Raw genomic sequence first — 21,064 nt, forward strand, 5'->3', positions numbered from 1 at the left:
TTCTTTTGCCTACTTTTCTTTGCCGCGGCAAAGAAAAGTAGGTGCCGCCCCGCACAGGGGCAACGCATGAAGCACCACTAACAAAACGCGGACGCCAGCAAAAAAGCAACCCGCGGATGCCAAAGCAAAAAAACAAACCGCAGATACCAACCAACGAGCGACAAAGCAACCCACCCCGCCGCCCGCCCAGGGCAAAAAAACCCTTACCCTAACCACTTACGCGCATTCTGAAACACCCGCATCCACGGACTGCCATCGGTGGCGCTATTCTTCCACGCATCAGGATGCCAGCTCATCTGCACATTCCGATGAACACGCTCAGTGTGCGGCATCAGCACAGTGAACCGACCATCGGCCGTCGTCACAGAAGTAATACCAGCCGGCGAGCCATTCGGATTGAACGGATACTGTTCCGTAGCCTGCCCGCGATGATCAACATACTTCATCGCCACCGCCACCCGCGACATATCGCCCTGCTGCGAGAAGTCCGCAAAACCTTCACCGTGCGCCACGGCAACAGGAATCCGCGAACCTTCCATGCCGGCGAAGAAGATAGACGGCGACGGTTGCACTTCGACCAGTGAGAAGCGTGCTTCGAACTTCTCCGATTTGTTGCGTGTGAACTTCGGCCAGGCCTCGGCACCAGGAATCATCGACGCGAGACTGCTCATCATCTGGCAGCCGTTGCAGATGCCGAGCGCAAACGTGTCGCTACGGCCGAAGAACGCCGCGAACATATCGGCAAGCTCGGCGTTGAAGCGGATCGTCTTCGCCCAGCCCTCGCCTGCACCGAGCACGTCGCCATACGAGAAGCCGCCGCAAGCAACCGCGCCGGCAAAATCCGCCAGCGTCGCGCGGCCGGACAGCAGATCGCTCATATGCACGTCGTGCGCATCGAAGCCTGCGCGGTCAAACGCATACGCCGTTTCGAGATGCGAGTTCACGCCCTGCTCCCGCAGGATCGCCACGCGCGGACGCGCACCCTTGCCGATGAACGGCGCCGCCACGTCTTCGACAGGATCGAACGACAGATGCGGCTGGATGCCAGGATCCGATGCGTCGAGCAATGCATCGAATTCCGAGTCAGCACACGCCGGGTTGTCGCGCAGACGCGAAATGCGCCAGCTCACTTCGCTCCACGTACGATGCAGTTCGGCACGCGGCGCATCGAAAATCTTCTTGGCGTCGCGATAGATTTCGAGCACGTCGCGATCATTCGGCTTGCCGATCACATGCGAGCACGCGGACAGACCATGTTCGCGCAGCGCAGCCAGCACGACGTCACGATCCGACGCACGCACCTGCACCACGGCGCCCAGTTCTTCGTTGAACAGCGCGCGGATCGTGCGATCTTCGCGACGGCCACTGGTTTGCTTCGCCCAGTCCTTCGCGTCGCCGTAATCGGATTCGTGATCCGGGTCGAGTGTGAGCATGTCGACGTTCATCGTCACGCCCACGTGGCCCGCGAACGCCATTTCGCAGACCGTCGCCCACAGGCCGCCGTCCGAGCGGTCGTGGTACGCGAGCAGCTTGCCGTCTGCGTTCAGCGCCTGGATGGCCGCGAAGAAACGCTTCAGGTCTTCCGGATCGTCGACGTCAGGCACCGTGTCGCCGACCTGCTGCGTGACTTGCGCCAGAATGCTGCCGCCCAGACGATGCTTGCCGCGGCCGAGATCGATCGCGATCAGCACGGTTTCGCCCGCGTCCTTCTGGCTGACCAGTTGCGGCGTCAGGTGGCGGCGCACGTCTTCTACGGGAGCGAAAGCGGAAATGATCAGCGATACCGGCGCGACCACTTCCTTCTGAACGTTGTTGTCCGCCCACTTGGTGCGCATCGACAGCGAATCCTTGCCGACGGGAATGCCGATACCCAGCGCCGGGCACAGCTCCATGCCGATCGCCTTCACCGTGTCGTACAGCGCGGCGTCTTCGCCAGGGCTGCCGCAAGCGGCCATCCAGTTCGCCGACAGCTTGAGCTTGTCGAGCGATTCGATCGGTGCGGACGCAATGTTCGTCACCGCTTCGCCGACCGCCATGCGGCCCGACGCCGGTGCGTTGATGACAGCGAGCGGCGTGCGCTCGGCCATCGTCATGGCTTCGCCGCGGAAGCCCGCGTAATCGACCGTTGTGATTGCGCAGTCGGCGACGGGCACCTGCCACGGACCGACCATCTGGTCGCGCGCCGTCGTGCCACCTACCGAACGGTCGCCGATGGTGATCAGGAACGACTTGCTCGCGACAGTCGGATGACGCAACACGTTGACAGCCGCTTCATGCAACGCGATATGCGTGACATCGACGGGTTGCAGCGGCGTCGACACGCGCTTCACATCGCGATGCATGCGCGGCGGCTTGCCGAGCAGGACTTCCATCGGCATGTCGACGGGTTCGTGCGCGCCCGCTTCCGTCAGCTCGGCGTCGATCAGTTTCAGCTGACGCTCGGCCGTTGCCGTGCCGACCACCGCGAACGGGCAGCGCTCGCGTTCGCAGATCGCCGCGAATTCTTCGAGGCGTGCCGGCGGAATGGCCAGCACGTAACGTTCTTGCGCTTCGTTCGACCAGATTTCGCGCGGCGACAGGCCGCTTTCTTCCAGTTGGACCTTGCGCAGTTCGAACAGCGCACCCTTGTCCGCGCCATCCACCAGTTCCGGGAACGCGTTCGACAGACCACCCGCGCCGACGTCGTGAATGCTCAGGATGGGATTGCACTCGCCAAGCTGCCAGCACGAGTTGATCACTTCCTGTGCACGGCGCTCGATTTCCGGATTGCCGCGCTGGACCGAGTCGAAATCGAGCTCGGCCGTGTTGGTGCCCGTTGCCATCGAGCTCGCCGCGCCGCCACCCATGCCGATGCGCATGCCGGGACCGCCGATCTGGATCAGCAGCGAGCCCGCGGGCAGATCGTGCTTGTGCGTGTGCTGGTCGGAGATGTTGCCGAGGCCGCCCGCGATCATGATCGGCTTGTGATAGCCGCGCACGAGGCCCGCCACGTTTTGCTCGTAAGTACGGAAGTAACCGCCGAGGTTCGGACGGCCGAATTCGTTGTTGAACGCGGCGCCGCCGAGCGGCCCGTCGATCATGATCTGCAGCGGCGATGCGATGCGGTCCGGACGGCCATAGACGTCGAACTGGTCAGCGGCGTTGCGGTGGCCGACGGGCTGCGTCGTGTCGCGGGCGTTTTCCCACGACTCGCGTGCGTCGGGCAGTTCGAGGTTCGACACCGTGAAGCCCGTCAGACCCGCCTTCGGACGTGCGCCACGACCCGTCGCGCCTTCGTCGCGGATTTCGCCGCCTGCGCCCGTCGCAGCGCCCGGGAACGGCGAGATAGCTGTGGGGTGGTTGTGCGTCTCCACCTTCATCAGCGTGTGCGTCAATTCGGTGTGACGGCCATAGCGTTCGCCCGGCTCGGTGGCGTCGCCTGCCTTGCGCGGGAACCAGCGCTCGGCCATGCCGCCCACCATGATCGACGAGTTGTCCGAGTACGCGACGATCGTGCCTTGCGGATTGAGCTTTTCGGTGTTGCGGATCATGTTGAACAGCGACATGTCCTGCGCCTCGCCGTCGATGGTCCAGCTGGCGTTGAAGATCTTGTGGCGGCAGTGCTCGCTGTTTGCCTGCGCGAACATCATCAGTTCGACGTCGGTCGGATTGCGGCCGAGCTTCGTGAAGGCGTCGACGAGATAGTCGATTTCGTCTTCGGCGAGCGCGAGGCCCAGTTCCGAGTTGGCCTTTTCCAGCGCCTTGCGGCCGTCCGTCAGCACGCCGACCGTTTGCAGCGGCTTGGCGGGCAGTTCGTCGAACAGGTGCATGGCGTGATCGCGCGACGGCGCGACGCTTTCCGTCATGCGGTCATGCAGCGCGGCGACGACGGCAGCACGCGCCTCGTCCGACAGCGCCTTCTTGCCGCCGAGCAGCCCGCTCTTGAGCACCACCGTGTATTCGACGCCACGCTCGATACGGCGCACCTGGGTCAGGCCGCAGTGCAGCGCGATGTCGGTGGCCTTGCTCGCCCACGGTGACACGGTGCCGAAGCGCGGCACGACGAGGAAGGTTTCGACGGCGCCCTTGTCTTTACCCGCGTCGAACGGATCGCCGTAGTGCATCAGCGCTTCGATCTTCGCGCTGTCTTCTGCTGACAGCGGCGTCTGCGAGTTCACGAAGTGCAGATACTGGCCGCGCACGCCGACGATGCTGGCGTCGATGCGCGACAACGTGTCGAGCAGACGGGTTAGACGGAAATCGGAGAGGGCCGCAGCGCCGGGGAAACACGAGAAGTGAGCCATGGACTTGACGTTGCGTCGATCGGTTGCGTCGCTGGGTGCCGCGCGTGATTGCTTTGATTGCTTCGACAATCGCAAGGACAGTCGCGCGTGGGGCGACGTGAGGCGTAAGGAAGTCCGAGATTATAACCCGGGAAGGCCCGGCAGACCTGACCTGCGTGACGTTCCGCATGCACCGGCGATGCGCGCTCGACGCCGGCGAACCGCGCCCACCGGGCGATTGGCCTTTTTGGGATGCTTTTTTGACCATTTGTGGTAGGCAAAAATGCATATGCACGGCGTGGGCGTCGCGTCCGGCAAGTCAAGGCCGGGCGATGCTTCCCGCGCCGAGCGACAGCGTGCCGTGCGGGTCGTTTGGCTGCTATCATTCGGCCTTTCATCAGATCGGCGCAGCCTTGGCAGTCACACCGCGCCGCATGTCACGAAATACGCCTGGCCCCACGCGTGCCGCGGGCAACACGAATTAACCATGGATGTCATTGTCATTGGCGGCGGGATCGTCGGCGTCGCTACCGCCTATCAGCTTCGTGCGGCCGGTCATCGGGTGTGCGTCGTCGAACGGCACGCCACCGTCGCGCAAGGCGCCACTTACGGCCACGGCGGCACGCTGCTGCCCACCCCGCTCGATGTCTGGTTCGGCCCGACCTTCATGCAGCACCGTCAGGCCACCAAAAGCGGCATCATCAAGAAAACGGGCTTCAACGGCCAGGTGCGCGATTTCGTGCGCAAACTGACTACGTTGGCTGAACCGGAAGCCTTCAAGAAGCAGTTCGCGCTGCTGCGTCCGCTGATCGAATCGGCGCGCGAGTCGCTGGCCGATATCGAGCATCACTTCAATCTGGATTTCGAACAGACGAAGGGCCAGCTTTACCTCGTGCGCAGCCCGCAGGATTGGGAGCACACGCAGCCCGCGCTCGATCTGTTGCGGCAGTTCGAAGTGCCGCACCACGTGCTCAGCCCGCGCGAATGCCAGACCATCGAGCATTCGATTCCGCTCGAACCGCCGTTTGCAGGCGGCGTCATGTTCGACGACGAAGGCACCGCGAATTGCCCGCTGTTCGCCAAGCTCATCAAGCAGACGCTCGATACGCAAGGCGGCGTGCAGTTCCAGTGTGGCCGCGAAGTGACGGGCATCCGCCTCGACAACCAGCGCGCAGCCGTCGAACTGGCGCCTGCCAACGGCGAATCGTCGCGTTCACGCGACGTCGAAGTGATCAGCGCAGATGCCGTGGTGGTCGCGGCGGGTGTCGGCAGCCTCGCATTGCTGGAGAAGCTCGGGCTGAATCTGCCGCTGCATCCACTGCGGCTGCACAATCTTGTTGCGCCTATCGCACGCGAAGAATTCGCGCCGCATACCACCGTGATCGATGCCGTCAAACGCATCACCATCACGCGCAGTAACCACCGGCTGCGCATTGCGGGCGGCGCCGTGCTGCAAAGCGCGAGCCAGACGAAGCAGCCGCTGCCCGAACCGCTGACCAAGGAAGCGCTGGCGCTCCTCAGCCAGGCGACGCACGACTGGGTGCCGGGTTCCGCGCGTATCTCGGCGGCGCTGCCGTGGGAAGGCGTCAAGCTGCTGTCGCCGGATGGCCTGCCCGTGACGGGCAATGCGCTGCATCCGCGACTCTTCGTGAACGCGGCGCACGGCCCCGTCGGCTGGGCGCTTGCGTGCGGCTCAGGCAAGCTGATCGCCAGCCTCGTGTCCAGCACGCCCTCGGAACTGCCGCCCGACACGATCGCGGCGCTGCGCCCCGAGCGCTTCAACGCCTGAAACCTGTCATTTGTCCTATGCCGTTGCGCGTGCTGGCGGCAGCACGCGCAATGCCACTACCATGGGCGTACCCTGTTGCTCTCGTACGCTGCCATGACCGACCCTTCCCTGCCGTTCAGCCACGCCGATCTCGTCAAACCGTATGACCGGCCGTTCCCGCTACTGAGCGTCGCCGAACTTCGCGCGCTCGAAAAAAATGCCGAATCCAGCCTGCCTGCCCATACGTTGATGGGCCGGGCGGGACACGCAGGCGCCCGCTTTCTCCGCGAGCACCTCGCTTTCGACGGATCTGGCGATCCGCACCTGCCCGTGTGGCTTGTCGCCGGACCCGGCAATAACGGCGGCGATGCGCTCGTCGTCGCGACTGAATTGCGGCGCATGGGCGTCGCCGTCGAAGTCTGCATGCCTGTCGAGGTCAAACCCGACGATGCCCGCTGGGCGCTCGCGGAAGCACGCGCCGCGGGCGTGCCCATTTCGGACACCGTGCCGGACTCTTTCGACGACTTCAGCTGGGTCGTCGACGGCATGTTCGGCATCGGGCTGTCGCGACCGCTGGAAGGCGTGTTCGCGTCGATTGCCGGGCGGCTCTCGGCGCGAGCCAGAACGCGCGGACGCGTGCTCGCACTCGACGTCCCGAGCGGGCTGGACAGCGACACAGGGAATGTCGTCGCAGGCGGCGTGGCCGTGCGGGCGACGCACACGGTCAGCTTTATCGGCGCGAAACCGGGCCTCTACATGGCGATGGGACGCGATCTGGCAGGCGATGTGACCGTCGCGCCCATCGGTCTCGAACCAGCGCATGATGCGCCCGTTCGGCTCAACAGCCCCGATCTGTTCGCCCCGCATTTCCCGCCGCGTGATTATTCGACCCACAAGGGCACGTTCGGCAGCCTCGCCGTCGTGGGCGGAGACACGGGCATGTGCGGCGCGCCCATCCTCGCGGCACGCGCGGCGCTGTACGCGGGCGCGGGCAAGGTTCACGTCGCGTTTCTCGGCGCGGGCGCGCCGCCGTACGATCCGCCGCACCCTGAGCTGATGCTGCATCCACTCGACGACCTGCCGCTCGCCTCCATGGATGCGCTATCGATCGGTTGTGGAATGGGCAAGCGCGAGCGCGCCGTCGGCGTATTGCGCGACGTGCTGCCGCTGAGCATGCCCAAACTGCTCGATGCCGATGCGCTCAACCTGATCGCGGATCATGCCGATCTCGCTGCTGCCGTGAAGCAACGCGGCGAATCCGCCGACGATCCATGCGTGCTCACGCCTCATCCACTCGAAGCGGCACGGCTGCTCGGCACGGACGCGAAAAGCGTCCAGCACGACCGGCTGGCCGCTGCACGTGCGCTGGCCAACCGCTATGCGAGCATCATCGTGCTGAAAGGCACGGGCACGGTGATCGCGGCGCCGGACGGACGCCTCGTCGTCAACGCCACGGGTAACGCGGCGCTCGCAACGGGCGGCACAGGTGACGTGCTCGGCGGCCTGATCGGCGCGTTGCTCGGGCAAGGCATCCCGCGCTACGAGGCGGCGCTTGCAGGCGTGTTTCTGCCCGGCCTCGCCGCCGACATGCGCACTGCGCGCGGCAAAGGGCCAGCGGGGCTGACGGCGGGCGAACTCGCGCCGATGGTGCGCAAGCTGTTGAACCGGCTCGGCTATCCGCGACGGGATTGATGGCCGGCCCGCGCCGGCGCGGACATCCCGCTATCTGGCGCCCCATCCCATCTATGCCGGCTGTCATCCTGGCCCGCTATACTGTTTGACTGCGTCGTGGAACCGGCCAACGGCCCCGACGCAAACGGCAGACACCCGCTGACGGGGCACGAGACACGCCGCCGCGCATCCGGCGACCGTACCGCTCAGCCAACCGCGTGTCTGCTGTTTCCCCCGGTACGCCCGATGCGCGGCCGGCCATTCGTTTTCCTTCGTTAGACGGACGGTTATGACTCTCAACTCGCTCCCAGCCTGGAACTCGCTGCAAACACACTACGATCAGATTCGCGATGCGCGCCTGCGCGACTGGTTTGCACCCGAGAACGATCCCGCGCCGACGCGCGCCGAACGCTTGACGCTCGCCGGCGGCGGTCTCGCGGCCGACTTTTCGAAAAACCGCGTCACCGACGAAACGCTCAAGCTGCTCGTGCAACTCGCGCGCGAGGCCAATGTCGAGAAGCGCCGCGACGCCATGTTCGCAGGCGATATCGTCAATCCGACGGAAGGCCGCGCGGTGCTGCACACGGCGCTGCGCGCCAGCAATCCGAATGCGCCGTTCTACGGCAAGATCCAGGCCGAGCGCGCGAAGATGGCGGCGTTCGCCGACAAGGTCCGCAGCGGCGAATGGAAGGGCTACACGGGCAAGCGCATCCGTTATGTGGTGAACATCGGCATCGGCGGCTCGGACCTCGGACCGAAGATGGTCGTGCATGCACTCCAGCATCTCGCAACGCCCGACATCACCACGCACTTCGTATCGAACGTCGACGGCGCGGATCTGTATCGCGTGATGCAGCAGATCGATCCGGAAGAAACGCTGGCCATCATCGTGTCGAAGACCTTCACGACGCTCGAAACGATGACCAACGCCAATTCGCTGCGCGACTGGTTCATCGAAAAAGGCTGCCCGGAGAATGAACTGGCGAAGCACTTTGTCGGCGTGTCGGCGAACCCGGCTGAAGTCGTCAAGTTCGGCATCGCGCAGGACAACGTGTTCGAGATGTGGGACTGGGTCGGCGGCCGCTATTCGCTGTGGTCGGCCGTGGGTCTCTCCATCATGATCTCGATCGGTCCCAAGCAGTTCGACGAACTGCTCGCGGGCGCCAACGAGATGGACGAGCATTTCCGCACGGCGCCGCTCGAACGCAATCTGCCTGTGCTGATGGGCATGATCGGCATCTGGTATCGCAATTTCTTCGGCTCGCAGAGCTACCTGGTCGCGCCGTACTCCGAGGCGTTGCACTTCCTGCCGTCGTACCTGCAGCAGCTCGAAATGGAGAGCAACGGCAAGCAGGCGTGCCTCGACGGCAGTTTCGTCACCTATGACACGTCGGCCGTCACGTGGGGCGAGCCGGGCACGAACGGCCAGCACGCTTTCTTCCAGATGCTGCATCAGGGGCCGACCATCGTGCCGATCGACTTCGTCGCGGTGCTGACGCCGGAACATCCCCTCGTCTCGCATCATCCGAAGCTGCTGGCGAACTGCTTCGCGCAAAGCGAAGCGCTGATGCTCGGCCGCACGCGTGAAGAAGCCGAAAAGGTCGCTGGGCCGAACAAGCCGGAACTCGTGCCGCACATCATGTTCCCCGGCAATCGCCCCACCACGACGCTGCTCGTCGACGCCCTCACCGCCCGCTCGCTCGGCGCGCTGATCGCGCTGTACGAACACAAGGTGCTGGTGCAAGGCACGGTCTGGAACATCAACTCGTTCGACCAATGGGGTGTCGAGCTGGGCAAGATTCTCGGCAAGGTCGTCGAGGCGGATATCACGGCAGCCAGCGTCGAGGAGAAGAAGCACGACTCGTCGACCTCGGCATTGAGCGCGCGTGCCCGCGCGGCGCTCAAGCGTTGATCGCTTAGCCGTTCGTCTGAATGCAAAACGGGCCTTCCACTGGAAGGCCCGTTTTTTTATGCGCTGCGTGCTATCAGATCAGACGCCCTGCTTCGATCGTCACCGTCGTATCGCAGCGCCGCGCCAGCTCGACGTCATGTGTGACGAGCACCAGCGTCGCACCGTTTGCGCGGTTCATATCGAACATCAGATCGATCACGGCATGCCCGGTCGCGGCATCGAGGCTGCCTGTCGGTTCATCGGCGAAGAGAATCGCGGGATGGGTTGCGAATGCGCGGGCCAACGCCACGCGCTGCTGCTCGCCGCCCGACAGGAGCATCGGATAGTGCCGCATGCGCTCGCCGAGTCCGACCTGGGTCAGCAGCGTACGCGCACGCGCATGAACCTCTCTGGCCGGCAACCCGCCTTGCAGCTCGAGCGGAAGCGTGACATTCTCGAGCGCGGTCAGATGCGGCATCAACTGGAAAGACTGGAACACGAAACCGACCGAACCGTTGCGAAGCGCCGCGCGGCCGTCTTCGTCGAGTGCGGTGAGTTCGCGGCCAAGCAGACGAACCGACCCGGAGGTCGCGCTGTCCAAACCGGCAAGCAAGCCGAGCAGCGTAGACTTGCCAGAGCCCGACGCGCCGACGATCGCCACGCGGCTGCTCGCCTGAATCGACAGGTCGATGTTGTCGAGGATCGTCAACTCGCCCGTCGCATCCTTAACCCTCTTGCACAAACCCCGCACTTCGATGACTGGATCGGTTTTCTTTTGCATGGTGAAGCGTAGGTTGAAAGTGCGCGCCCTGATGTCGTTCACGGCGCTGACTGCGGCCTGTTTCCCCATCGTGTTCGCCGCGACTTTTTCTGCAACTGCCCAGGCTGCCAGCAACACCAACGCGGCCGCTGCCATGGCGACCACAGCCGGCAGCACTGCGCAACAGTCGAAGCCGACCATCGTCGTGCTCGGCGACAGCCTCTCCGCCGAGTACGGCCTGCCCCGCGACACCGGCTGGGTTTCACTGATGCGTCAGCGTCTGTCGAGTGAGCGAATCGATTATAACGTTGCCAATGCCAGCATCAGCGGCGACACCACCAGTGGCGGGCGCGCCCGTCTGCCCGCGCTGTTGCAGCGGCTCAAGCCCGCTGTCGTCATCATCGAGCTGGGCGCCAACGATGCCTTACGCGGTGTGCCACTCAATACGACAGAAGACAATCTGCGCACTATCATTGAACAGGCGCAGCAAGGTCACGCGAAGGTACTGCTCGTCGGCATGTATGTACCGCCTAATTACGGCCCCGACTACACCCAAAAGTTCCACGGTCTGTACGGCCAGTTGTCGAAGCAGTTGAGCGTGCCGCTCGTTCCATTTCTCCTTGCTGGAATCGAAGACAAGCCTGACATGTTCCAGTCGGATCAGATTCATCCGACGCAACGGGCACAGCCCCTGCTACTGGACAACGTGTGGCCAACGCTGAAGCCGTTGCTCCACACCACGTCGCAGTAAACCCGGCGCCAGGATGTTACAGCGCGCTAACAACTTGTTTCCGAATAATGGGGAACGTGCCCAGGCACGGTCGATCAGACACATTCGCCTGAATTCGACAACCGGCTCCATGTGAGCGATTTCTGGAAGGAGATAACGTGAAATACTTACCGATTATCGCTATGACTATTGCCATTTCCGCTTGTGCTGCACAACCGCCTGCCGGCGTGCAGTCCGTTGGCACCAGCCAGCAGCCGCCGAAGGTCGTCGGCCAGTGCATCGCCAAGAAGTGGGCTGACAAGACCCAGCAGCAGGTCGTCGCACAAGACACATTGGCTAATGACGCAGCGATGGACGTGTATGTCCCTGGCCAGCAACCGCCGAACGGCGCAGCTGCCGTTGTGCGCCCGAACTATCAGGGTTCGGGTACGTGGGTCGGCTTCCGCGCCGCGGGTGGTGCGGGCAGCGACGCAACGGGCGACATCAGCGCCTGCCTGTAACGCTTCCTGACGCTCCTCGCGAGAAAAAAAGCCCCGCTTATGCGGGGCTTTTCTGTTTGCAGAGGCGGCTTGTGTTGCAGCCGCCAGGCGATGGCTTATTCGCCCGATTGCTGGGTGTCGAGCGAACCGTACATCTTCACCTTCGAGCGCGCCCGCAGCGCATCCAGATACGCTTCCGCTTCGGCCTGCGCGTTCACCGACGCAATCTGCTGCTGGGCCGATGCGAGACGCTGCGCATCGGTCGCAGCCGGTTGCACGACCGCATTCACGCGATAGATCGCATAGCCGTCTGCGCCCAGATCGACGCCGACGTAGGCCGGCAACTTTTGCGCATCGACCTTGTAAATTGCACTCAATGCGGCAGGCGGCACGCCTTGCGCGTCGTTGCGCGATACCTTCAGCGCCGACGAGAACCCGTCCGTCGACTTCGATTTCTGCAGATCCGCCAGCTTCGCCTCGCCTTCCTTACGCGCGAGATCGGCTGCCTGCTGTGCGACCACCTTCTGGCGCACGGCATCCTTGACGGCGGCCAGCGCAGGGACAGCCGCCGGCTTGTAGTCCGTCACGTGCGCTGCGATCAGCGTGTTGTTGCCGACGTCGATGGCCTGCGTGTTGTTGCGGTCCTTGGCCGAATCGTTCGCAAACACGGCGGCGAGGAACTTCGCGTTGTTCAACGGGCTATCCGGCGGCAGCGCGCTATTGGGCTGCGGCGTGACCGTCGCAGTCTGGATCTGCAGCTTGTACTTGTCGGCGGCCGGTTGCAGGCTCTTTGCCTGTTCGTACACCGTCGACGTGAAGCCTTCGGAATCGTCGCTGAATGCCTTGGTCGCGAGTTGCGTCTTCAGGTCTTTGGCGATCGAATCCTTCACTTCATCGAACGGTTTGGTCACCGACGGCTTCACGTCCGTCACCTTGACGATGTGATAGCCGAAGTCCGACTGGATCAGATCGCTGATCTCGTCCTTCTTCATCTTGAAGACGGCGTCGTCGAAAGCCTTGCCGCCCGCGATCATGCCCGGGCTGAAGTAGCCCAGATCGCCGCCCTTCGAAGCCGAGCCCGGATCCTGCGAATTCTGCTGCGCGAGTTGCGCGAACTGATCAGGATGCGCCTTCACCTGTGCCAGCCCTTCCTGCGCTTTCTGCTTCGCCTTGTCCTTGTCGGCAGCGCTCGCGTCCTTCGACACCGTGATCAGGATGTGGCTCGCGCGCACTTCGCCCTGCGTGCTGTAGTGCGCGATGTTGTCGTCGTAGTACTTCTTGAGATCAGCATCGCCCGGTGTTGCCGATGCCGCGAGCGTAGCCGGCGACAGCACGAGATACTGGATCGTGGCCGTTGCCGGCGTGGAGAATTCGTCGCGATGCGCATCGTAGTACGACTGAATTTGCGCGTCGGTCGGCTGCACTTTCGACTCGTACTCCTTCGCGCGGAACGCGAGGCCCTGCACTTCACGCTGCTGCTCGGCAAGCTCAGTCAGATGCTGCGCAAGCGTCTTCGGCGTGAAGGCCGTCTGCGTGATGGCGGCCGGCAGCTGTTGCATGGCCATGCTATAGCGCACCTGCTCCTGGTACTGCTCGGGCGTGATGCCCTGCATCGCAAGGAGTTCTTTGTATTTGTTCAGGTCGATAGAGCCGTCGGGGTTCTTCAGCGAACCGATGATCGGGTCTGCCATCAACGCGCGGCGCAGCGCGTCATCGGACGCCGTCAGATGCAGACGCTGCGTCTCGTCGGCGAGCACGCGCTGCTGGATCAGGCCGTCGAGCATGTCCTTGCGGCGATCCGGTGTGTCGAACATCTTCGCGTCGAACTGCGCGCCGAGCATCTGACGCGCGCGGTCCATCTGCTGACGCCAGCCGTTATCGAATTCGGCGCGCGTGATCTTGTGACCGTTGACGCTCGCGACATTCGCGCTCTCGTCAAAGAAACCGCGGAAGCCCTGGATACCCACAAAACCCAAACCCGGCAGGATGACCAGGATGAGCATGAACATCATCAGACGTTGGTGATTGCGGAAGAAATCGAGCATGCTTGAGGTGCCAAAAACGGAACGCCCGATGTTACATCAGCGGGCAATAAAAAAGGCGAACCGGAGTTCGCCTTTCTAGGATACTGGCGGAGTGGACGGGACTCGAACCCGCGACCCCCGGCGTGACAGGCCGGTATTCTAACCGACTGAACTACCACTCCTTATTGCTGCTTATGCTGCGCAGCGCGTCACTTCGATCTGGAACTGGTGGGTGCTGAGAGGCTCGAACTCCCGACCTACGCCTTGTAAGGGCGCCGCTCTACCAACTGAGCTAAGCACCCGCTCCGAGACCGCTGCTGCCTGATTGCAGAGATCGATTTGCATCGACACATTCATCAAGCAGCGAGCCCGTTAGTTTAACGCATCCTTTAGTGCTTTGCCAGGCCTAAATTTAGGAACCTTGGCTGCCTTGATCTTGATCGCTGCGCCCGTGCGCGGATTGCGACCGGTGCGCGCCGTGCGCTTGCCCACTGCAAATGTACCGAAGCCGACCAGCGTGACCGAACCGCCCTTCTTCAACGTGCCTTTGACGCCACCGATCACTGCATCCAGCGCGCGACCTGCTGCCGCTTTCGAAATGTCGGCTTGTTGCGCGATGTGATCGATCAATTCCGTTTTATTCATTCCAAGCCCCCGAGAATGTAGTTGGGCAAATCATGAAAGCGCTTGTGCGCCCGGTTATATACGGCGCGGCAGAATTTGCCGGCCACTCATTAGAATGGGCCGAAACCCTTGTGTCAAGCGGGATTGCGCCTGATTCGAGGGGCTTGTCGAAGCGCTTTCGATGACGAAATCTTGCAAGCGATGGATGCGGATGCAACCAGTTTACCGCGCGCTGCAAGGTCTCCTGGATAGCGGGCAAATGACTCGATCGACGGCACTGTCGATCAAACGTTTGCTTCGCGCGGACAATAAAAAACCCGCGGACTAGCCGCGGGTTTTTTGATCGCTGAAGACTGAACCGGATGAGGCGTTCAGTACATGGCGTTGGGTTTCATGCGAAGTGATTAGTGCTTCACGACATCGCTTGCGCCCGAGTCTTTCGACTCACCAACGGGCGCGGCTGCCTTCGGCTCTTCTTCCGGCAAGGCCGTCGGCGCGCGTTCCAGCGCCAGTTCCAGCACCTTGTCGATCCAGCGCACAGGCACGATCTCGATCGCGTTCTTCACGTTGTCCGGAATCTCCGTCAGATCCTTGACGTTCTCTTCCGGAATCAGCACGAGCTTGATGCCGCCGCGATGCGCTGCCAGCAGCTTTTCCTTCAGCCCGCCGATCGGCAGTACTTCGCCGCGCAGCGTGATTTCACCCGTCATCGCGACATCCGCACGCACGGGAATGCCCGTGAGCACCGACACCAGCGCCGTGGTCATCGCACCGCCCGCCGACGGACCGTCCTTCGGCGTCGCGCCTTCCGGCACGTGGATGTGGATGTCCTGCTTCTCGAACGCTTCGTCCTTGATACCGAGACGGCGCGAACGCGACCGCACCACCGAGCGCGCAGCTTCGACGGATTCCTTCATCACGTCGCCGAGCGAACCCGTGCGGATCACATTGCCCTTGCCCGGCATCACGGCTGCTTCGATCGTCAGCAGATCGCCGCCGACTTCCGTCCACGCCAGCCCCGTCACCTGACCAATCTGGTTTTCCTTCGCGGCCAGACCGAAGTCGTACTTGCGCACGCCGAGGAACGTATCGAGGTTGGCGGCGTCGACCGTGACCGCCTTATCTGCCTTCTTCAGCAGAAGCATCTTCACGACCTTGCGGCAGATCTTCGACACTTCACGCTCGAGCGAACGGACGCCCGCTTCACGCGTGTAGTAGCGAATGATGTCGCGGATGGCTGCTCCCGTGACTTCGATCTCGCCTTGCTTCAGGCCGTTGTTCTTCTTCTGCTTCGGCAGCAGGTAACGTTGCGCAATGCTGACCTTCTCGTCTTCCGTGTAACCCGACAGACGGATCACTTCCATACGGTCGAGCAGCGGCGGCGGAATGTTCAGCGAGTTCGACGTTGCCACGAACATCACGTCCGACAGGTCGAAGTCCACTTCGACATAGTGGTCCGCAAACGTGTGGTTCTGTTCGGGGTCGAGCACTTCGAGCAGCGCCGACGACGGATCGCCGCGGAAATCCATACCCATCTTGTCGACTTCGTCGAGCAGGAAGAGCGGATTGCGCACGCCAACCTTGGTCAGGCTCTGCAGGATCTTGCCCGGCATCGAACCGATGTACGTACGACGGTGGCCGCGAATCTCAGCCTCGTCACGCACACCACCCAGTGCCATGCGCACGAACTTGCGGTTCGTTGCGCGCGCAATCGACTGGCCCAGCGACGTCTTACCGACACCCGGAGGCCCACCCAGGCACAGGATCGGCGCCTTCACCTTGTCCACGCGCTGTTGCACAGCGAGATACTCGAGAATGCGTTCCTTGACCTTCTCGAGACCGAAGTGGTCTTCGTCCAGCACGCGTTCTGCATTCGAGAGGTCGTTGTTGACCTTGCTCTTCTTGCGCCACGGCAGGCCGATCAGCGTGTCGATGTAGTTGCGTACGACCGTCGCTTCCGCCGACATCGGCGACATCAGCTTGAGCTTCTTCAGCTCGGCGTCGGCCTTCTTCTTGGCTTCCTTCGGCATGCGCGCAGCCGTGATGCGTTTCTCGAGTTCTTCGAGATCGGCACCCTCTTCGCCTTCGCCCAGTTCCTTCTGGATTGCCTTGACCTGTTCGTTCAGGTAGTACTCGCGCTGGCTCTTCTCCATCTGACGCTTGACGCGTCCACGGATGCGCTTTTCAACCTGCAGGATGTCGATCTCGGCTTCGAGTTGCGCGAGCAGATGCTCGAGGCGCTCGATGACCGGGAACATTTCGAGAATCTGCTGTTTCTGGTCGAGCTTGAGCGGCAGATGCGCAGCGATGGTATCGGCCAGACGGCCAGCTTCATCGATGCCCGACAGCGACGTGAGGATCTCCGGCGGGATCTTCTTGTTCAGCTTCACGTACTGGTCAAACTGCGACACGATCGCGCGACGCAGCGCTTCCGTTTCAGCGCTATCGGCGTGGTCGGGTTCGAGCGGCATGACTTCGCACGAGAACTGCGTTTCCTGCTCTTCGATCGACAGTGTCTTTGCGCGCTGCAGGCCTTCGACCAGCACCTTCACGGTGCCGTCAGGCAGCTTGAGCATCTGCAGGATGTTGGCGATACAGCCAACTTCGTACATGTCTTTTTCAGTCGGCTCGTCTTTGGCCGCCGTCTTCTGGGCAACAAGCATGATGTGCTTGCCACCTTCCATTGCGGCTTCCAACGCCTTGATCGACTTCGGGCGCCCCACGAAGAGCGGGATCACCATATGCGGGAAAACGACTACGTCGCGCAGCGGGAGCAGCGGCAGCGTGATGCGTTCCGGCGGGAGGAGTTGGGTTCCTGACATTTCATTTCCCCATGAGTGGAATCAGTTTGTTCGATAGTTGAGGCCGACAAAAAAGATTGCAAGCCTTCGCGTGTGGGAAAAAGTTCAGTGACTCCAGAAAAACGGTCCATCCTGACGACACGATAAACGAAAAAAGCCGTTCACGTCGCCATGAACGGCTTTTTTTCAAAAAACCGGGCAGCCGATCAATTCGAACCCGCAACCTTAGGTGCGTCTTCGTAGATCAGAAGCGGCTTTCCGTCACCATCAATGACATTGTCGTCAATAATGACTTTGCTCACGCCCTTCATTGCCGGCAACTCGTACATGACGTCGAGCAGTGCCTGTTCGAGGATCGAACGCAGACCGCGCGCGCCCGTCTTGCGACGGATCGCCTTGCGGGCGATGGCTTGCAAAGCCGCCGGGCGGATCTCCAGCTCGACGCGTTCCATGTTGAACAGCTTGTGATACTGCTTGATCAACGCGTTTTTCGGCTCGACCAGGATCTTCATCAGCGCGGCTTCATCCAGCTTGCCGAGCGTCGCCACCACGGGCAAACGGCCGATCAGTTCGGGGATCAGACCGAATTTGATGAGGTCTTCCGGCTCGGTTTCACGCAGCACTTCGCCGGCATCGCGATCCTGCTTGCTCTTGACGCTCGCACCGAAACCGATCCCCGTTTTTTCCGTACGGTCGACGATCACCTTTTCGAGGCCATCGAACGCGCCGCCGCAGATAAACAGGATGTTGGTCGTGTCGACCTGGATGAAATCCTGGTTCGGATGCTTACGGCCACCTTGCGGCGGCACCGAAGCCATCGTGCCTTCCACCAGCTTCAGCAGTGCCTGCTGAACGCCTTCGCCCGACACGTCGCGCGTAATGGACGGGTTGTCCGACTTACGGCTGATCTTGTCGATTTCATCGATGTAGACAATGCCGCGCTGCGCCTTGTCGACTTCGTAGTTGCAGTTCTGCAGCAGCTTCTGAATGATGTTTTCGACGTCTTCACCGACATAGCCGGCTTCCGTCAGCGTGGTCGCGTCCGCGATCACGAATGGCACGTTCAGAAGGCGCGCAAGCGTCTGCGCGAGCAGCGTCTTGCCCGAGCCGGTCGGCCCGATCAGCAGGATGTTGCTCTTCGACAGCTCGACGTCGTCTTTCTTGTCGAGATGCTTCAGGCGCTTGTAGTGGTTGTAAACCGCAACGGCGAGAATTTTCTTCGCGCGCTCTTGCCCGATCACGTATTGATCGAGAATATCGCGGATTTCCTGAGGACTAGGCAGGTCGGACTTGGACAGGCCTGTTTCCAGACCGGCGCCCGCCGCTTCGTCGCGAATGATTTCGTTGCACAGGTCGATACATTCATCGCAGATGAATACCGACGGGCCAGCAATCAGTTTTTTGACTTCGTGCTGGCTTTTGCCGCAAAACGAGCAATACAACAGCTTTTCGCTGTTAGAACCTTTTTTGTCCGCCATAGATGTGTGAGCCTCCGGACACTCGAATGACATGATACGCCGTTTGCCCACCTCGTTCAGTCAGGGGTGGGACGGATGCGCAAAAGCTGTGACGGCGTTTGCCGCAGGCGTTCAGACGGGTCTTATTATTTCACAAGGTTTTGCGCCGGCGCTCTTCCCCCAATTCAGGGAAAAAGCGCTCCGGATCAGCCATGTTCCAGCGATTGTTTTACGGGCGCTTGTGCAGCACCTGGTCGACGAGGCCGTAAGCCTGTGCATCGTCGCCCGACATGAAGTTGTCGCGGTCCGTGTCGCGCTGGATGCGCTCTACGGGTTGACCCGTGTGGTGTGACAGCAACTGGTTCAGACGTTCCTTCAGGTACAGGATTTCGCGTGCCTGAATTTCGATGTCCGATGCCTGGCCGCGTGCGCCGCCCAGCGGCTGGTGAATCATCACGCGTGCGTTCGGCAGCGCAAAACGCTTGCCCTTTGCACCCGCCGCCAGCAGGAACGCGCCCATGCTGGCCGCGAGACCCATGCACAGCGTCGACACGTCCGGCTTGATGAACTGCATCGTGTCGTAGATCGCCATGCCAGCCGACACCGAGCCGCCCGGGCTGTTGATGTAGAAGCTGATGTCCTTGTCCGGATTTTCGCTTTCGAGGAACAGCAACTGCGCGATCACGAGGTTTGCAGTCTGATCGTTCACCTCGCCCACCAGGAACACTACGCGCTCCTTCAGCAGGCGCGAGTAGATGTCATACGAACGTTCGCCACGGCCGCTCGTTTCGACCACGATCGGCACGAGGCCGAGCGCTTGCGCTTCGAGATCCCGATCCCGCGACGACTGCGAGGTCAACGTGTCCAGCATTTGAGCGCGAAAGGTCATGCAATGGATCCTTGTCAGGAAATGTTCTGATAATCGGTTCTGACCAAGTGGGTGCGGCCGCGCGCATCTTCAAGAGCCCGAACGGCCGACATACGATCTTTTACAGAATCGGCCGCGCAGACGGAAAAACGGCGTGCGGGCCGTCGTTCGGACAGCCGGCACGCCGTTACAGCGATGCTATTACGCTTGCGCCGTTGCGCTTGCCAGCTCTTCGAAGCTCACTTCCTTGTCCGTCACCTTCGCCTTGCTCAGGACGAAATCGACGACGTTGGACTCAACGACATACGCTTCCATCTCGGCAAGACGCTGCTGGTTCGAATAATACCAGCGCACGACTTCCTTCGGGTCTTCGTAGCTCTTCGCGAATTCGTCGACTTCTGCGCGGATCTGTTCCGGCTTGGCCTGCAGTTCGTTGGCCTTCACCAGCTCGGCCAGCACGAGGCCCAGCTTGACGCGGCGCTCTGCCTGCTCGGCGAACATTTCTGCGGGGATGGGTGCATCCTTCGCGTTCGGCACGCCACGTTGCGTCAAATCCTGACGCGCCATTTCGACGAGGCGTTGCTGGTCCTGCTCGATCAGCGCCTTCGGCACGTCGAGTTCGGAGATCTTCAGCAGCGCGTCCATCACCTGGTTCTTCACGACAGCCTGCGTGCGGCGCTTCGCTTCGCGCTCGAGGTTGTCGCGGATTTCAGCGCGCATCTTGGTCAGGTCACCGTCTTCGATGCCGAGCGACTTCGCGAACTCACCGTCGATTTCCGGCAGATGCGGCCACTCGATCTGCTTCATCGTGATCGTGAATTGTGCCGTCTTGCCCGCGACTTCCTTGCCGTGATAGTCCTCGGGGAAGGCCAGGTCGAATTCCTTCGACTCGACAACCTTCAGGCCCAGCGCTGCCTTTTCGATTTCCGGCAGCATGCGGCCTTCACCCAGGACAAACGCGAAGTCGTCCGCGCTGCCGCCCTGGAATGCTTCACCGTCGATCTTGCCGACGAAGTCGACCGTCACGCGGTCGCCGTCTTTCGCAGCCGGGTCCGCGCCGCCGTCACCGTGCTCGCCGGCTTCGCCGCGAGCGTGGAAGTGCACGCGCTGCTTGCGCAGGATGTCCTGCGTGCGGTCGATTTCCGCGTCGCTGATGGTGGTCTTCGTGCGTTCGATTTCAGCCGTGGCAACGTCGCCCAGCTTCACTTCGGGGTACACCTCGAAGGTCGCGTCGAAAGCGTAGTCGCCTTCGGTTGCTTCAGCCTTCGGGCTGAAGCTCGGCTGGCCAGCGACGCGCAGGTTTTCAGCGCGGCTGATGTCGAAGAATTCCTTGCCAACCTTGTCGCTCAGCACTTCGGCTTCCACCTGACCCGCGTACTGCTGCGTGACCATCTTGAGCGGCACCTTGCCCGGGCGGAAACCCGGCATGCGCACGTTCTTCGCGAGTTGACGGATACGCGCGTCCACTTCCTTCTGCACCGTGTCTTTCGGCAGGGAAATCGTCACGCGGCGTTCGAGCTTGCCGAGGTTTTCAACAACGTTAGCCATGGCTTCAATCGTCCTAAAATTATTCGAGCGAATCAGTTATCTTGTGTGTGCCGCCTGTCGATGTCCGCTTTGCGTCGTGCGCCCGACCCTGCTTTGCATGCGCTTTCGCAGGACCGCCGCTACGCTTCGCTCACTCACATGTGACATCGATCGCGTACCTCTCGCCACGGGCTGTGAGGCC

13 protein-coding genes and 2 tRNA genes are annotated in these 21,064 nt (G+C 62.0%); 5 read left to right on the forward strand and 10 right to left on the reverse strand.

Going from position 1 to position 21,064, the window contains the following annotated elements:
- Window positions 1–203: 203 nt before the first annotated feature.
- Window positions 204–4,283 carry a phosphoribosylformylglycinamidine synthase gene (gene purL / locus DK391_RS29490; RefSeq protein WP_109481539.1) on the reverse strand — a complete coding sequence of 1,360 codons (4,080 nt, stop codon included), beginning with the start codon at window positions 4,281–4,283 and terminating at the stop codon, window positions 204–206.
- Window positions 4,284–4,749: 466 nt separating this feature from the next.
- On the opposite strand from purL, the gene DK391_RS29495 reads away from it, so the two are divergent.
- The 3 genes from DK391_RS29495 to pgi all read left to right on the forward strand — a co-directional run bounded on the left by DK391_RS29495 (window position 4,750) and on the right by pgi (window position 9,613).
- A complete protein-coding gene (locus tag DK391_RS29495) occupies window positions 4,750–6,051 on the forward strand; it encodes an FAD-dependent oxidoreductase (RefSeq protein ID WP_109481540.1) in 1,302 nt (433 codons plus the stop codon).
- Between the two features lie 93 nt (window positions 6,052–6,144).
- Complete coding sequence (locus tag DK391_RS29500) at window positions 6,145–7,722, forward strand: NAD(P)H-hydrate dehydratase (protein ID WP_109481567.1); 1,578 nt, start codon at window positions 6,145–6,147, stop codon at window positions 7,720–7,722.
- Between the two features lie 268 nt (window positions 7,723–7,990).
- Entirely contained in the window at window positions 7,991–9,613 is a 1,623-nt protein-coding gene (gene pgi, locus DK391_RS29505) for a glucose-6-phosphate isomerase (protein WP_109481541.1), read from the forward strand.
- A gap of 73 nt (window positions 9,614–9,686) precedes the next feature.
- Here pgi and DK391_RS29510 read toward each other — a convergent pair whose 3' ends face one another.
- Window positions 9,687–10,373, reverse strand: coding sequence for an ABC transporter ATP-binding protein (locus tag DK391_RS29510; RefSeq protein ID WP_109481542.1), 687 nt, complete (start codon window positions 10,371–10,373; stop codon window positions 9,687–9,689).
- Between the two features lie 31 nt (window positions 10,374–10,404).
- Here DK391_RS29510 and DK391_RS29515 point away from each other — a divergent pair, with 31 nt between their 5' ends.
- Window positions 10,405–11,103, forward strand: a complete 699-nt coding sequence (locus tag DK391_RS29515) for an arylesterase (protein ID WP_204117466.1) — start codon at window positions 10,405–10,407, stop codon at window positions 11,101–11,103.
- Window positions 11,104–11,240: 137 nt separating this feature from the next.
- Window positions 11,241–11,582, forward strand: coding sequence for a hypothetical protein (locus tag DK391_RS29520; RefSeq protein WP_109481544.1), 342 nt, complete (start codon window positions 11,241–11,243; stop codon window positions 11,580–11,582).
- Window positions 11,583–11,677: 95 nt separating this feature from the next.
- On the opposite strand, the gene DK391_RS29525 is transcribed toward DK391_RS29520, so the two are convergent.
- The 8 genes from DK391_RS29525 to tig form a co-directional block, all read right to left on the reverse strand.
- The gene (locus DK391_RS29525; protein ID WP_109481545.1) at window positions 11,678–13,606 is read right to left on the reverse strand and encodes a SurA N-terminal domain-containing protein; all 1,929 of its coding nucleotides are present in this window, start codon (window positions 13,604–13,606) and stop codon (window positions 11,678–11,680) included.
- 84 nt (window positions 13,607–13,690) lie between these two features.
- Window positions 13,691–13,767: transfer RNA gene (locus DK391_RS29530), tRNA-Asp, on the reverse strand.
- 44 nt (window positions 13,768–13,811) lie between these two features.
- A tRNA-Val gene (locus DK391_RS29535) sits at window positions 13,812–13,887 on the reverse strand.
- A 70-nt stretch (window positions 13,888–13,957) separates the two neighbouring features.
- The gene (locus DK391_RS29540) at window positions 13,958–14,230 is read right to left on the reverse strand and encodes an HU family DNA-binding protein (RefSeq protein WP_007585907.1); all 273 of its coding nucleotides are present in this window, start codon (window positions 14,228–14,230) and stop codon (window positions 13,958–13,960) included.
- 383 nt (window positions 14,231–14,613) lie between these two features.
- A complete protein-coding gene (gene lon, locus DK391_RS29545) occupies window positions 14,614–17,031 on the reverse strand; it encodes an endopeptidase La (RefSeq protein ID WP_109481546.1) in 2,418 nt (805 codons plus the stop codon).
- A 185-nt stretch (window positions 17,032–17,216) separates the two neighbouring features.
- Entirely contained in the window at window positions 17,217–18,488 is a 1,272-nt protein-coding gene (gene clpX, locus DK391_RS29550; protein WP_109481547.1) for an ATP-dependent Clp protease ATP-binding subunit ClpX, read from the reverse strand.
- 208 nt (window positions 18,489–18,696) lie between these two features.
- Window positions 18,697–19,356: an ATP-dependent Clp endopeptidase proteolytic subunit ClpP gene (clpP, locus tag DK391_RS29555; RefSeq protein WP_007585897.1), complete on the reverse strand. Its 660-nt coding sequence runs from the start codon at window positions 19,354–19,356 to the stop codon at window positions 18,697–18,699.
- 180 nt (window positions 19,357–19,536) lie between these two features.
- Complete coding sequence (gene tig, locus DK391_RS29560; RefSeq protein WP_109481548.1) at window positions 19,537–20,883, reverse strand: trigger factor; 1,347 nt, start codon at window positions 20,881–20,883, stop codon at window positions 19,537–19,539.
- Between the last annotated feature and the right edge of the window lie 181 nt (window positions 20,884–21,064).

Origin of the sequence: Paraburkholderia sp. C35 (assembly GCF_003121405.1) — a bacterium.
In the GTDB taxonomy this organism is placed as follows: Bacteria; Pseudomonadota; Gammaproteobacteria; order Burkholderiales; family Burkholderiaceae; genus Paraburkholderia.